Genomic DNA, 14,766 nt, shown 5'->3' on the forward strand with positions numbered 1-14,766 from the left:
ACAAGCTCCTTTCCATTTAAAGGATATCCTTACAGGCAGAACTATATGGATGGTATAGGGCTCTTAACCATTGGAATGACCAACTTTAAGCCCTATATTCACTAATCGGTGCAAACTAATTTCATTAGTGTTCTTTTTTCTGCATTTTGTGTTATCAATTTCAATAGAATTAGTTGAAATTTGATCTTAGCTTAAATTAATATGCAGGAAGAAATTTTACGTATAAAGTCAATAAGTGAACTGCATGCATTGTGTGGATTTCCTAAACCGTTTCATCCTCTAATTAGCATCATAGATGTCAGCCAATGGAAAATTGGGCCAGAATGGTTGGAAAAAAAAATGGCTATGGATTTGTATACCATTGCCCTTAAAGATGCCAGCTGTGGGCTAAACTATGGACGCATTGCCTATGATTTCAATGAAGGAGTACTAATCTTCACCGCTCCAAATCAGGTCACTTCTATTCAAAAAGAACAACAAATAAACGAAATTCATGGGTGGATTGTATTTATTCACCCCGACCTTATTCGCCATACAGATTTAGGGAACAGAATAGACGATTATGGCTTTTTCTCTTATGATGTCCATGAGGCTTTACACCTTTCAGAGGCAGAACAAAATACACTTTATGAATGTGTCAACTTAATAAAAGCTGAAATTAAGGAAAGGGTTGATAACCACAGCCAGCGCGTTATAGTAAGTACCTTAGAATTGCTCTTAAATTACAGCATGCGTTATTATGAACGTCAATTCAATACACGTACAGCTCAAAACATAGATACGGTTAGTCAATTTGAAAAATTGCTCAAAAGGTATTATAAAGAAGGGAAGTTTACGGAACATGGCACTCCTTCCATCGATTATTTCGCAGAGGCCATCCACCTTTCTCCCAAATACCTTAGCGACCTATTGAAAAAGCAAACGGGAATTGGCACCAAAGACCACATCAATAATTTCATTGTAGATAAAGCCAAGACCTTATTATTAAGCGATGCTGATTCGGTTAGTGGTATTGCTTATAAACTAGGTTTTAACTATCCTCATTACTTTAGTCGTTTGTTTAAATCCAAAACAGGAATGACACCAAATGACTATAGAAATAAGCCCACTTTAAACTAAATACCCATGAAAATTATTATTACTGGTGCTTCAGGAATGGTTGGCCATGCTGTTTTGATTGAATGCCTTGAAGCGGCAATTGTAAAAGAAGTTTTACTTATTAATCGTCGGCCCATCGAGCTACATCATCCAAAGATTAAAGAGCTATTGGTGGCAGATTTTGAGCAAATTCCATCACATGCCCAAAATTTAGCCGGATACGATGCTTGCTTCCATTGCATGGGTGTTTCAGCTATGGGGCTTAGTGAGGAAGCTTACACCAAAATGACTTTTGGTTATAGTAAAATATTGTTCGATACACTTTATAAAAGTACCCCGGGCATGATTGTCACCTACATTTCTGGAGTAGGAACTGATAGCTCTGAAAAGGGGAATAGTATGTGGGCCAGAGTCAAAGGGAAAACTGAAAATTACCTTTTACACCTAGGTTTTAAGGATGCTTATGCCTTTCGTCCAGGAATAATCTTGCCGGAGAAAGGCGTGAAATCAAAAACCGGATGGTACAATACCTTATATGTGTTATTTAGGCCAATTTTTCCGCTATTCAAAAGAATGAAAAACACAATCGGAAGTAGCAATTTAGGTAAAGCAATGCTGTTACTCCTTAAAAGTCCGAATGAGAAAAAAGTATTTGAACCCTACCAGATCAAGCAATTGGCAAATAAATAAACCAATAAGGTGCTTTTCAAATTAAGGCCTAAATTTCAAATACATATTCAAATGAAAGATAACAATTAAAAATACCATTGGCGAAGTGTTTTACTCAATTAGTGTTAAAGCTTCAGTATTTGGTGTTAACCTTTCCAAATCCTTTATGTGACATTTATGTATCAAAATTAAACCCGAAATAGGCAATAGACAATCTATCACAAGCTGAAATCGCTTCAATACAGCCTGATTTTCTTGTAATTGCAACACTTCCCTTAAACAGGGGATATGCTTCACCTCTGACTATTGTCAGGGAGGAGAAACCCTATTACATGATCCGAGTTAAAACAGAGAAATAATGACAAAAATAGATAAATCAAAACCTGTAATGGTCACAGGTGCCAATGGATATGTAGCCAGTTGGTTGGTCAAAAAACTACTGGATGAAGGAATCACTGTACATGCAGCTGTCCGGAATCCAAATGATGAAAAGAAAATTGGTCATTTAAAAACAGCCGCGGCGAATTCACCTGGTGAAATCAAATTCTTTGCTGGTGATTTGCTGCAAGCAGGATCTTACAAAGCCGCCATGGAAGGTTGTGAGTTGGTTTACCATACCGCTTCTCCATTTACCATGGACATCAAGGACCCACAAAAAGAATTAATAGATCCTGCCCTAAAAGGCACCGCGGACGTATTGAATACAGCAAAGGAGGTAGCTTCAGTGTTACGTGTAGTGGTTACCAGTAGTTGTGCTGCGATTTATACGGATGCTATCGACACTGTAAATGCACCAGAAGGTAGAATTACCGAAGAAGTATGGAATACCACAGCTTCCTTGGACTACCAACCTTATTCCTATTCAAAGACTTTAGCAGAAAAAAAGGCTTGGGAAATCGAAAAGTCCCAAAGCCAGTGGGATTTGGTGACCATCAATATGTCCTTGGTTTTAGGGCCAGCCCTTAATCCTGCTAACACCACTTCAGAAAGCATCAATATCCTCAAAATGTTAGGAGGCGGTGAACTCAAAATGGGTGCTCCTAAAATGGGGCTTGGAGTAGTTGATGTACGGGATGTGGCGGAAGCACATTTCAGGGCAGGCTATACTCCAGAAGCGAAAGGTCGATACATTACGTCTGCGCATGATACAGATCTCTTGGCAATGGGGGCAATTTTATTGCCAAAATATGGAGACAAATACCCATTACCCAAACGAGCAATGCCTAAATGGTTGTTGATGCTAATTGGGCCTATGGCCAATAAGTTGTTTACGCGCAAGTACATTAAAAACAACGTAAACATACCCTTTCATGCAGACAATTCTAAAATAAAAAAAGACCTGGGTATCGAATTTATGCCACTCAAGGAAACAATGGAAGATTCGTTTCAAGTATTGATAGACGAAGGAATAATAAAAGGTAAATAATATTTATTCATCTGAGAAGCATGCAAAAAGGAGGTCTTTGAGACCTCCTTTTTATTTTCTATACAGTTTAATTTTTCCCTCCCTATTAATCGTGGTAAACCTGGATTATGTAATAGAATTTCTCCGCCCTGACATGGTCAGGGGTGATGCCTGTCCCGTGTTTACGGGAAGTGTTGCAATCGCAAGAAAATCAGGCTGTTTGGAGATTTTAGCATAGCACCGCTATGGTGAAATCTCCAAACAGCAACGAAGTGGCTGATTTTAAAGCGATTTCAGCACGTAATAGAATGTCTATTGCCTATTTCGGGTTAAAAATGCTTGTCAGCAAAATCAAGGTATTGTTTCCAGTCGTAAGGCAACAAGCCATGGCCACCTGAACGAATATGATAACCTATCGACCCCATTACAGGTTTGTCTAAAGGGGGTAGCACTTCTGCTGGCACACCTTCTTTTCCAAATAACTCATAGGCTGGAGAAGCTGCAACACAGGATAAAAACTCACCCTTAGGATCTGCCCACTGATCTTCTACCCCACTGGCAACATACAAAGGCCTAGGTGCCATCAAAGCCAATAGTTGGTGTTGATCTACAGGTAATTCATTTTCTTTCTTATTGTAGACAGTAAAGCTATCTGAGAACCAGTAAGGAATAACATTGATCATCTGCCCTATGGTTTCTCCATAGGCTCTTCGAGACAATGCTGCTCCCCCACAACCTGAATTATTGGAGATAACCATACCAAATCTTTCGTCTGTTGCTCCAGCCCATAAAGCTGCTTTACCCAATCTGCTATGACCCAATACGGCAACTTTCTTATCGTCAACCCAATTTTCCTCTTCCAGGTAATCCATCACTCGAGAAAGGCCCCAACCCCAAGCAGCAATACTTGCCCAAGAATTGGGCTTTCTTTTTTCTTCAGGATACAAAGCATGAACTCCATTCTTAAAACCATCGGCATAATCAGGATCTATTTGACCATAATAGAGGGTAACCAAGCCATATCCTCTGGACAAAATATCCTCATAAGGCCAATTGTCAATTCTTAGGCCCCTACCTTTTTCAGACGGCTTATTGTTTGCACTTCCCATGGCTTCATTGTTTCTTACCCATGTGTCTGGAACAGCAACTTGATCGTCAGAAGAAATAGTATGGTTGCCATAAAAATTGAGCCCTAAAAATGCGGGTACCTTTTTACCTAAATTGGGATAAAACACCAACAAATCAAGATCAACGGTTTCCCCAGCTCTTGCTAAAGTGAGTCTTATAACCTTACGAGTGGCCTTTCCATTCAAATAATCCTTATTTTCGAAAATTAGTCGACTAGTAATTTGGCCATCCCATTCAGGAGATTTACCATATATTTCATTTTCAAATATTTCCACTAATTCCGCCCTCCTTTTCCCCCATTGCCTTTTGTTGGTGACGGGTTTACCATTTTCCATATTTAGCAAGCTGGGTAACTGGTACTCAGGCACCTTATCCTCATCGTAATTTGGCTCAAATTTCTGCCCATAAACGGGAATAAGAATGCCTACCATACATAATAGGGCAAGCAATGTTTTCATTTTTATACTTTTTTAGTGATTAGATTAACCTAAAGTTAGAAATTAATTGCAGCATTTATCCATTAAACTATAAATAGGCACTAGACTTAATTTGGAATACTGAAGGTACATTAAAAGATACAATGTCTACAGTTTAGCTTTCAAGTGTGGTATTAGTTTTTTGTTTTTAATGGAACAGACCTAGCTGATTCACGGTATTTTTGAAGAAGCGCTTCCAATTCTTTAACCTTCTCCTGATGTTCTAGGTACAAATTCACTCTTTGCTCCGGATCTTCTTCCATATTAAAAAGGAGACCCGCTGTCTTGAAATCAGAATATCCTTTCAATGCTTTGAAGGATGGAGGCAAGGGCCTATGTCCACCCGTTGAATCATCTATGTACAACCATTTACCTTTCCTTATTCCCCATTTCGTTGCATACGTATTGTGGACGGTTGCTTCCCTCAATGGTGTTGGGTAAGGTTCTGATTTCAATACCGGCAAAAGATTATAACTGTCAGGGGCAGCATTTTCAGGAAGGCTTGCTCCTGCTATTTCAGCTAAAGTGGCCATTAAATCAATTTGTGAGATGGTTTCCTGAGAAACTGACCCTTCCTTTATTTTTCCTGGCCATTTAATAATAAACGGCACATGATGTCCTCCTTCCCAAACATCACGTTTGAGACCACGAAAGTCGCCCATGCTAAAATGCCCATAGTCCTCTGCCCTCTTCCAAGCATAACCTTCAGGTCCATTGTCCGCACTGAATATCACGATGGTATTTTCCTCTAAGCCCTTGTCTTTGATGGCTTGAATTACCTGACCTGCTACCCAATCTGTTTGCACCATAAAATCTCCATACGCTCCAGCCTTTGATTTCCCATCAAATTCATCATTTGGAATAATGGGCGCATGCGGTGAGGGCAAAGCCAAATAAAGGAAAAACGGTTCTTTAGGATCTCTAGTATTTATGTATTCTACCGCATTATCAGTCAAGCTAGGCAATACTTCATAGGGATTCCAACCTTCTACCTTAGGCCCAGGCCTAAATTCCCAATCTCCTTCTTTGGTGGAGAATCCTATATTTTGAATATCCATTGATGCATTGGGTTTAATTGGTAGTCGGTCATTTTCTACCCATGCATAAGGTGGGAAATTGATGGTGCCATCACCATAATAGTAGTCGAAACCTCGATCTAAAGGTCCCCCGGAAATTGGTTGACTCCAATCTATATCTTGCGGCAAATAAACTTTTCGCATTTTACCCCATTGCATGACTTCTCCAGAGGGCTCATTTTTGAATGGCCAATCCCAACCCAGGTGCCATTTCCCAATACAAGCCGTCTCATAACCTTTGGTCTTTAATACCTGAGGAAGCGTTATGTCAGTATCATTGAAAAAGGGTTTACCAAAAGCGTCTATAATCCCATGTTGCCGTCTCCAATGGTAACTCCCTGTTAATAGTGCATACCTACTTGGAGAGCAAATACCGGAAGAACTGTGTGCGTCAGTAAAGCGCATTCCTTCTGAGGCCAGTTGGTCAAGATAAGGTGTAGGAATTTTAGATTCTGAGTTTTGGATTCCCAGGTCTCCATAGCCCATATCATCAGCATAAATAATTACAATATTTGGAGTGGCCTTTTCCTTAGATTCAGCACAGGAAAAAAACAATAGTACTAAACTGGTGAAAAGTAAAAAGCGAGTCATTCTAGCGAAAGTTGAGATCATTTGAAGGAGTTTTTCCCTAAATTAAGCTAAAAAATGGATTATATGCCTATTCAGGTCGCGTCAAGGAGGTTTAACCAATTATAAGATCAATATTATAAGTGTCGTACAATCACTTATTACTATTTCTTCTAATCTACCAATCATTAGTACATTTCTCCCATAGGGTAAAAAGTAAATCGATCCTTTTATTAAGATAGCTGTATGAAAAAGGAAGGAAATCCCTGAAACCTAAGCATTTTTAACTTAGCTTAGAGAAATACAAATAGAGCAAAGTCCAATTTTGACAATAAAATCGCTTGATTAAATTGAAATTTTTCAATATGTTAAGTTTAATAAGTGAAAAAATACTTCAACTAACTAAAAAGCGAAAGTTTTGGCCAACATTACGGTAAAATCCGTAAAAAAGTGCTTTTTTTGCACTGCCAAAATCATTTGAAGCTCTAAGGTTGGCTGCTAAGATGAGAGAAATTGATTTTGGATACTCAATGTTTGGATTACATTTATAAACCACCATTATGATTTTAGGAATTTTAAAAGAACCTTCTCCGGAAACCAGGGTTTCCTTACATCCGGAAGCTGTAAAGGTCCTAACTGCATCAGGAAATAAAATCCTGATCGAAAAAGGGGCTGGGGAATCCTCTTTCCTTTCTGATGACACATTTTTGGAAGCTGGTGCTGAAGTCAAAGACCGCAAGGATGTTTTGAAAGAGGCAGAAATGATTTTTCAGATCACTCCATTAGATGCTGCAGACCATTCCTTATTAAGTAAGGGCAAATATTTATTTGGTGTATACCAACCTTTATTTGCCAAAGAGCTCATGAAAACCCTTGCGGATACAGGAGTCTCTTTGTTTAGTATGGACTCCATCCCAAGAATTACACGTGCGCAAAGTATGGATGTATTGTCCTCCATGAGTACGGTTTCAGGTTATAAAGCCGTTTTATTGGCTGCTGCTAATTTGCCAAGATTTTTCCCAATGCTAATGACTGCTGCAGGTACAATTGCACCCGCTAAAGTTTTGGTAATAGGAGCTGGAGTAGCAGGATTACAGGCCATAGCTACTGCCAAAAGGCTTGGAGCTGTGGTAGAGGCATTTGACACAAGACCTTCCGTAAAAGAACAAGTTGAAAGTTTAGGAGGTAAATTTGTGGAAGTTCCTGGTGCTGTAGAAGACAAAGGAGCTGGAGGGTATGCTGTAGAACAATCTGAAGAATACAAGAAGAAGCAATCTGAAATGCTCGAAAAATCCATCATTAAATCAGACGTGGTAATTACTACGGCCTTGATACCTGGAAGGAAAGCACCTATCTTGATTACCAAAGCCATGCTGGAGAAAATGAAATCCGGAGCTGTTGTGGTTGATTTAGCTGCAGCTAATGGAGGGAATTGCGAAGGCACACAAAACAACGAAACGGTATCAATTGATGGGATAACCGTAATCGGTAACTCTGCCTTGCCATCCACCATGCCGCAGGATGCCAGTAAGATGTACAGTAAAAACGTACAAAATCTTCTTAAACTCTTGTTAAAAGAAGACAAACTAAACCTCAATTTTGAGGATGAGATTATTAAAGGAACCTGCATCACTCATGATGGGGCAATAGTTTATGAACCGTTATTAAAGTAATATGGAAGCGATTATTGAATATATATCAACTAATCAACAAGAACTTTATATTTTCATTCTGGCGATATTCGTAGGGGTTGAGGTAATTTCGAAAGTACCTACTGTACTTCATACTCCACTTATGTCAGGTTCAAATGCCCTTTCAGGCGTTGTGATCGTGGGATCCATAATAGTTCTGGGAAAAACAGACCCTGCAAACTATCTCGCCTTGTCACTAGGTTTTTTGGCAGTATTACTTGCTACACTTAATGTGGTAGGTGGATTCGCTGTTACCAACAGAATGTTAGAGATGTTTAAGAAAAAACCAGGTAAAAAATAAGAATCATGATTTTACAGATAATAGATATTTGCTACCTGATAGCAGTAGTACTTTTTATCGTTGGTATCAAGATGATGAGTCATCCGGATTCTGCGCGTAAAGGTAATAGCATTGCCCTTTCAGGAATGATTTTGGCTATTTTAGCTTCTTTCCTGACTCCAGGTTTAGACAACCTTGTACTTATACTAATTGCAATGGCCCTAGGAACGATTGGAGGGATTTATTCTGCCAAAACCGTACAGATGACTGCCATGCCTCAGCTTGTATCCTTCTTCAATGGTATGGGTGGTGCTGCAGCAGCTCTTATAGGTCTCGTAGAATACGGTGACCTACCAGTGGATGACATTGGCAAAGGAGCTGTACTTATGTCCAGCTTAGTCATTGGCTCGGTTTCGTTTTCCGGGTCATTGGTAGCCATGGGTAAACTTCAGGGTGTTTTGAAAGATATTCGTATCAATAAAATGCTTGGCTTTGCAGTACTAGGGATAGCAATAGCATTAGCGGCTTACATACTTGCCTCTGGTGCCCCACAACCAACCCTAATTTATGTATTGGTGGTACTTTCTCTCATCTATGGATTAATGTTTGTTTACCCAATTGGTGGTGCAGATATGCCTGTAGTGATCTCACTACTCAATTCACTGACAGGGGTTACCGCTGCTACGACAGGTTTGCTTTATGACAATAAGGTAATGCTTATGGGTGGTATTTTGGTTGGTTCAGCAGGTATTCTACTTACCTTACTAATGGCCAAAGCCATGAACAGATCAGTTTCAAATATCCTATTTACCTCCTTTGGGGGTGGATCAGGAGCTGCGGCTGCGGGTCAAGATGGAGATCAAGTTGCTAAAGAAATCAATTCTTATGACTCTTCTATCCTTTTGGCTTACGCAAAACGTGTAGTAATAGTACCAGGATATGGTTTGGCTGTTGCACAGGCTCAGCATGCTGTGCATGATTTAGAAAAGATCCTTGAAGAAAAAGGTGTTGAAGTACTGTATGGTATTCACCCTGTAGCCGGTAGGATGCCAGGGCATATGAACGTGTTGCTAGCTGAATCAGATGTTTCTTATGACAAGCTTATCGAAATGGATGACATGAATGAGAAGTTACCCAATACCGATGTAGTAATGGTGATAGGTGCAAATGATGTAGTGAATCCAGCTGCAAATGATGATCCTTCCAGTCCTATATATGGAATGCCTATATTAGAAGTAAACAAGGCCACGAATGTCATTGTGATCAAAAGAAGTATGAGTTCAGGTTACGCCGGAATTCAAAACGCACTCTTTTTCGATCCTAAAACCAGAATGTTATTCGGAGATGCCAAGAAGGTGCTCAACGAACTCGTTGGAGAAGTTAAAAACATGTAATTTAAAAAGGCTGCTTAAATTTAAGCAGCCTTTTTTTATGTTACAGCTATTTTACCCTAGCCTATATTAGTAATCTGAAGCACGGTATAATTTTTTCTGTCCTACAAACCTAATGACAGATCCTTTTCCATTATGATACACCCCTTCCCCCAGTTCAACCTCTTTTTCTTCTAATTGTATAATGGTATAATTACTGAAGTCAGCTTTGATCTCTTCCACAGAAAAAAGTGAATCTAAATCTCTAGGCCCTCCTATCTTTTCATTTTTAGCTCTATAAGCCAAATTATTTTTGCTAAAAGCCTCAAGGATAACTGTTCCTCCTATTTTTAAATATCCGTCCAGTATTTTGTGGTATTGGGATTTTAGTTTTGCTGGAAAATGAGCGTAAATAAGGCCAATAACATCAAACTCTTCTTTAGAGTAATTCACCATTGCCAGGTCGTTAACCTGATAATCTATACTTACTCCGTTCTTTTCAGCCAATTTCAAGGCCTTCTTCTTACCTTCTTTACTTTGGTCAAAAGCAAAAACAGCCCAACCCAATTTTGCAGCAAATACCGCATTTCTACCCTCCCCTTCTGCGGGCAATAGCATTTTTCCAACCTTTAATTCCTTTATTTTTTCTTCGAAAAATAAGTTAGGTGCTTCTCCATAGGCATAGGCTTCATTGCCATACCTTTCATTCCATTTTTTTATCCAAATATCTTCCATTACTTTAAATTTAATCAATTTATGAACATCATTATAAAAGCAGCTTACTACATAGTTAAAATTAACACCAAAATCACTGGCATTTAAGCCATTACAAATTCGACAATTTCATCAAAGGAAAATCTCTAAATCCATTTTGAAAAACAAATAAATCAAAATTGTACAAATTATGCGATTCGTAATCAAACAACATAATTTATTATTTAAAATACATTAATAATATTTTAAAATACAAAGGCATGAATTGTAAAATAATGTTTAGTTTTACAAAAACATTTTTAAAAATATGAACAGATGGAAATTGATCCACTACTTTCAACTTTTTAGTTTGATTGTTTTGGGAGCATGCACAACTGAATATGAGCATCATTCACCTACTAATGGAAGCATAAGTTTTCAGGTTAAGGAAAACTTTGTAGGAAATGAAAGAAATAGAATTCTAGAGCTCCCTGTCCAAGGTGTAAACAGCGTTGTCCTTACTATGGAAAATGAAGATGGTTCTCAAACCATCTTCGACCGTAAAACCTTACCTATTTTGGGTTTAGGTGACGAACTTCTCATAGAAGAAATAAACCTATCACAAGGCAGCTATCAAATTAGTGCATTTTATTTGACTGATAGCAGTGGGAACATCTTATATGCTACTCCAATGGAAGGCTCTGAGTTTGGAGAGTTTCTGACACAACCACTTCCAATCCCTTTTAAAGTGGCAGCAAGTGAATCCCAAAGCCTAAGCCTTGAGATCATTTCTACTGCCGGAAAGAATCCAGAGCCTTTCGGTTTTGAATCCGGAATGGCTGGCTTTAGGGAGACCTTTTACTTTTTCATTTCTGCTGTACGTGAAAAGTTTGATGACTTTATGGATTTTATACCCGCAGAATTAACTGTTAGTCAGGGTGACCATATTTTGACCCAGCAACTTAATGGAAAGTTGAATAAAATTGTACTTCCAAAGACAAGTGAAAAGTATGACTTTACACTTACTTATGGACCTTTTCAACCCATCGAAAAGGAAATAACTTACGATAGTCTTCAAACATTCGAGCATCAGCCACTAATTTTTGAAATGACAAAAAAACGAGCTGATGCGTTTTATATCGGTGGGACGTTCAAAGGGAATATAACATTGTCCACCCAAGCAGCCCTTGATTCTTTTGGTTTGAAGGGTTATGATATCATCGAAGGAAATTTAACAATTGGGAATACTCCTGATGACTCAGAAGACCCTATTTTAGACCTATCACCATTGGCTACAATAGACCAAGTAAAAAATAATTTAAACATCATAAATAATCCGGAATTACGATCATTGGAGGGACTGAATTACCTCCGATACATTTCTCAAGAATTAATAGTAAAAAACAACTCCCTTCTAGAGTCATTTTATGGATTGACTTCTTTGGAGAAATTGCGAGGACTGAACTTGACGAATAATCCTAGTATCCGAGACTTTAATGGATTTAACCATGTGGCATCTACAATAGAATCTTTACATATTGAAAATATGGAGCATTTTATCGGGTTAAAAGGGGAAGGATTTGAAAACGCAATAAAACTGAAAGATGTAATTATTCTTGAGAACCCTAACCTTATACATCTAAGTTTTCCTACACAAACTGAAAACCTCAATTCTAAACTTTATGTAACTAACAATCCGGCACTGATCTCTTTCGGTGGTGGTGATGGTGGGTTTAGATATTTATGGATCCTTGAGCTAAATAATAACAAGAGTTTGGAAAACTTGGAAGGACTTCTTCAGCCTAATGGTGAGGGAATAGAAGATTTGATTGTCTTAAACACTCCAAAACTTACTACACTATCTCCTTTATTTTTAGCTGAACAAGTTGGTGAAATACATTTAGAGAACAATGCTTCTTTGGAAGATATTACGGCTTTTTCCTCTGCAAAGATAATTTTCAGCGATATTACTATAATTAATAATCCTCAACTAAAAAGTCTGAATGGCTTTGAAGGTGGAAAAGAACTTTATTATTTTGTTTATAAAGGGACTGATCCTTACCCAGGATACGTATGGTCTCCTCCTGTAAAAATTACCATCAAAGACAATACTTCACTTGTCGATTTTTGTGCGCTTAAAGACATCAAGGTTACACTCGCAAATAACCTTCCATTTGCCACCGAGATTAAAGGAAATGCCTTTAATCCAAGTTTCGACAATATTCGAAGGGGGGAATGTAAACCATGAGAGAAATGATATTAAAATTCCGTTTAGTCTTACTTATTCTTTTTATTTCTCTTGGTGCAGGATTGGTTTCTTGTGAAGAGGCTGAAAAACCAACTGTAATCCCTGATCCGATTACAAACCCTGGAGAAGAAGAGGAAAACCCTGAAAATCATGAGAAATTACCCACAGTTGTAATTAAAATTGCCAAAACTTCAAACACATCTTCAAGGCAACTTAGGGTAACCGCTTATAATAAAGCAATTATTACTATTCAAACAGTAGATGGAGATTCTACCGCTTACAGTAGCAAGAAAATTCAGGTTCAGGACATGGGAGATCATTACCTGACAGAAAAAATCATTCTTCCAGAAGGATCTTATCAGGTAGTTGCATTTTATGTGCTGGATGATAACAATAAAATTGTAGAGGCCACTCCTAAGAAAAACTCATCCCTAAGTGAGGACCAAAATTTGTCATTGCCTTTGACTTTTGAATTAGAGACCATAGAAACAGAAAATAAAAAGGAAGCAGAAATACAAATATCCATGCAAGTGGTAGCTGCAGAAGGACATAGCCCCTCCGACTTTGGTTTTCAGTCCTTTGGTTTGGATATTGTAACTGCTACTTCTAATAAAATCTACATGGCAATGGTTACTGACCAGCGATTAATGGACTTTCTGCCTGGATCAATAGAAATAACTGCAGACGGAGAAGTCATTACCCAAGAACTAATTGCCGGAATTAATGAATCTGTAACACTTCCCTTAGCTGATAGTTATGCTCTACTATTTAAAAGCTTCAATTTTGATGATTTCACGGATACGCTAACCTTAGATCAACTGAAGTCCTATGTTGAACAGCCTTTGGTAGTAGAAATGGTAGAGTCTGAAATTAAATGTTTAGGAGGGGAACATCCGGGAGATTTGGTATTGACAACACAGACTGAATTAAATGATTGGGCATTACGCTGTCATACCGGAATCCAAGGGGACCTTTTCATCCTGGGAAGCGATGACCAAGACCCTATCCTAGACTTGTCTGCTTTGGAATTAGTGACCCATGTTTACGGCGATTTAAAAATTGAAAACACAACAAATCTAAAAAACCTCCATGGTTTGGAAAACCTGAACCTTGTTGAAGGATGGGTAACAATTGATAATAATACTATTTTGGAATCCCTTGAAGGTTTATCGCTGTCTGAAAAAAGCCATTTAAATTTAACAATAAGTGACAACCCGTCATTGTTAAATCTTAAAGGATTGGACAACATAAAAAAGTTAGGTTATGTATTTATAGATTCCAATTCAAGTTTGATTGATTTTCAAGGCTTGGAACAAGTCTATGAAATATCCGAATTGGTGGTAACTTCCAATGGTGCACAAACCTCTTTTCAAGGGCTCAATAATGTACGTCATATAGGTTCTATTGAGCTTAAATATCTTGATATTACCAACTTTGATGGTTTTCAGGGAGTGGAAACCCTAGGAAGCCTTACTTTATGGGATATGGGTAAACTCAAAGACTTTACTGGGTTTTCTGGTACTTTGACCTCGTCCATAGACTTTATGAATACAGGATTTAATTCATTGGAAGGCCTTACTGTGGCAGAGGAACTTCGCACTGTAAACTTGGTAGACAATGTATACCTAAAAAACCTTCGTGGATTGAGCAATCTTAAAATAATAAGTAGAAATCTTACAATTCAGGACAATTGGAGTATCAAATCATTGGAAGGGCTTGATAACTTGATAGCTGTAGCTGGCAGAATGCAAATTCAATCAAATACCTACCTCACAAATTATTGTGCTTTATCAAAGCTATTCAATGCAGAAACATTGCCGGTAACAGTAATAAGTGAAAATGGGTATACGCCCACTATAGCTCAATTGAAAGATGGTGAATGTCAAGGTGAGTTAGAGTATTAAACCCGAAATATGCAATAGTCAATCTATTACGTGCTGAAATCGCTTTAAAATCAGCCACTTCGTTGCTGTTTTCAATTTCACCATAGCGGTGCTATGCTAAAATCTCCAAACAGCCTGATTTTCTTGCGATTGCAACACTTCCCGTAAACACGGGACAGGCT

At 38.2% G+C, this 14,766-nt stretch carries 11 protein-coding genes; 8 read left to right on the forward strand and 3 right to left on the reverse strand.

The genetic code is table 11. The features are described from left to right. Positions 1-201 precede the first annotated feature (201 nt). The 3 genes from AC13EX_RS01695 (at position 202) to AC13EX_RS01705 (ending at position 3,193) form a co-directional block, all read left to right on the forward strand. Positions 202-1,119 carry a helix-turn-helix domain-containing protein gene (locus AC13EX_RS01695; RefSeq protein ID WP_482891292.1) on the forward strand — a complete coding sequence of 306 codons (918 nt, stop codon included), beginning with the start codon at positions 202-204 and terminating at the stop codon, positions 1,117-1,119. A 6-nt stretch (positions 1,120-1,125) separates the two neighbouring features. Beyond that, positions 1,126-1,788, forward strand: coding sequence for an NAD-dependent epimerase/dehydratase family protein (locus AC13EX_RS01700; protein ID WP_482891293.1), 663 nt, complete (start codon positions 1,126-1,128; stop codon positions 1,786-1,788). Positions 1,789-2,125: 337 nt separating this feature from the next. After that, positions 2,126-3,193, forward strand: coding sequence for an NAD-dependent epimerase/dehydratase family protein (locus AC13EX_RS01705; protein WP_482891294.1), 1,068 nt, complete (start codon positions 2,126-2,128; stop codon positions 3,191-3,193). A gap of 308 nt (positions 3,194-3,501) precedes the next feature. On the opposite strand, the gene AC13EX_RS01710 is transcribed toward AC13EX_RS01705, so the two are convergent. Both AC13EX_RS01710 and AC13EX_RS01715 read right to left on the reverse strand, forming a co-directional pair. Next, positions 3,502-4,758, reverse strand: a complete 1,257-nt coding sequence (locus AC13EX_RS01710) for an alpha/beta hydrolase family protein (RefSeq protein ID WP_482891295.1) — start codon at positions 4,756-4,758, stop codon at positions 3,502-3,504. Positions 4,759-4,910: 152 nt separating this feature from the next. Next, complete coding sequence (locus AC13EX_RS01715) at positions 4,911-6,464, reverse strand: sulfatase family protein (protein WP_482891296.1); 1,554 nt, start codon at positions 6,462-6,464, stop codon at positions 4,911-4,913. A gap of 515 nt (positions 6,465-6,979) precedes the next feature. On the opposite strand from AC13EX_RS01715, the gene AC13EX_RS01720 reads away from it, so the two are divergent. Genes AC13EX_RS01720 through AC13EX_RS01730 form a run of 3 tightly spaced genes read left to right on the forward strand, consistent with a single transcriptional unit; the run spans position 6,980 to position 9,784 of the window. Further along, positions 6,980-8,092: a Re/Si-specific NAD(P)(+) transhydrogenase subunit alpha gene (locus tag AC13EX_RS01720; protein WP_048643403.1), complete on the forward strand. Its 1,113-nt coding sequence runs from the start codon at positions 6,980-6,982 to the stop codon at positions 8,090-8,092. 1 nt (position 8,093) lies between these two features. After that, positions 8,094-8,411: an NAD(P) transhydrogenase subunit alpha part 2 gene (locus AC13EX_RS01725; RefSeq protein WP_048643402.1), complete on the forward strand. Its 318-nt coding sequence runs from the start codon at positions 8,094-8,096 to the stop codon at positions 8,409-8,411. Positions 8,412-8,416: 5 nt separating this feature from the next. Then, positions 8,417-9,784, forward strand: a complete 1,368-nt coding sequence (locus AC13EX_RS01730; RefSeq protein ID WP_339714894.1) for an NAD(P)(+) transhydrogenase (Re/Si-specific) subunit beta — start codon at positions 8,417-8,419, stop codon at positions 9,782-9,784. 66 nt (positions 9,785-9,850) lie between these two features. On the opposite strand, the gene AC13EX_RS01735 is transcribed toward AC13EX_RS01730, so the two are convergent. Beyond that, complete coding sequence (locus AC13EX_RS01735; protein WP_482891297.1) at positions 9,851-10,495, reverse strand: methyltransferase domain-containing protein; 645 nt, start codon at positions 10,493-10,495, stop codon at positions 9,851-9,853. Between the two features lie 286 nt (positions 10,496-10,781). Here AC13EX_RS01735 and AC13EX_RS01740 point away from each other — a divergent pair, with 286 nt between their 5' ends. Both AC13EX_RS01740 and AC13EX_RS01745 read left to right on the forward strand, forming a co-directional pair. Continuing rightward, positions 10,782-12,701 (forward strand): hypothetical protein, encoded by a 1,920-nt coding sequence (locus AC13EX_RS01740; RefSeq protein WP_482891298.1) that lies wholly within the window; start codon positions 10,782-10,784, stop codon positions 12,699-12,701. A 5-nt stretch (positions 12,702-12,706) separates the two neighbouring features. Continuing rightward, a complete protein-coding gene (locus AC13EX_RS01745; RefSeq protein ID WP_482891299.1) occupies positions 12,707-14,605 on the forward strand; it encodes a receptor L domain-containing protein in 1,899 nt (632 codons plus the stop codon). Positions 14,606-14,766 lie beyond the last annotated feature (161 nt).

This window comes from Cyclobacterium sp. L-R (assembly GCF_056859355.1).

Coding starts and splice junctions, on each gene's coding strand:
- AC13EX_RS01695 (WP_482891292.1), top strand. CDS start 202: ATGCAGGAAGAAATTTTACGTATAAAGTCAATAAGTGAACTGCATGCA.
- AC13EX_RS01700 (WP_482891293.1), top strand. CDS start 1,126: ATGAAAATTATTATTACTGGTGCTTCAGGAATGGTTGGCCATGCTGTT.
- AC13EX_RS01705 (WP_482891294.1), top strand. CDS start 2,126: ATGACAAAAATAGATAAATCAAAACCTGTAATGGTCACAGGTGCCAAT.
- AC13EX_RS01710 (WP_482891295.1), bottom strand. CDS start 4,758: ATGAAAACATTGCTTGCCCTATTATGTATGGTAGGCATTCTTATTCCC.
- AC13EX_RS01715 (WP_482891296.1), bottom strand. CDS start 6,464: ATGATCTCAACTTTCGCTAGAATGACTCGCTTTTTACTTTTCACCAGT.
- AC13EX_RS01720 (WP_048643403.1), top strand. CDS start 6,980: ATGATTTTAGGAATTTTAAAAGAACCTTCTCCGGAAACCAGGGTTTCC.
- AC13EX_RS01725 (WP_048643402.1), top strand. CDS start 8,094: ATGGAAGCGATTATTGAATATATATCAACTAATCAACAAGAACTTTAT.
- AC13EX_RS01730 (WP_339714894.1), top strand. CDS start 8,417: ATGATTTTACAGATAATAGATATTTGCTACCTGATAGCAGTAGTACTT.
- AC13EX_RS01735 (WP_482891297.1), bottom strand. CDS start 10,495: ATGGAAGATATTTGGATAAAAAAATGGAATGAAAGGTATGGCAATGAA.
- AC13EX_RS01740 (WP_482891298.1), top strand. CDS start 10,782: ATGAACAGATGGAAATTGATCCACTACTTTCAACTTTTTAGTTTGATT.
- AC13EX_RS01745 (WP_482891299.1), top strand. CDS start 12,707: ATGATATTAAAATTCCGTTTAGTCTTACTTATTCTTTTTATTTCTCTT.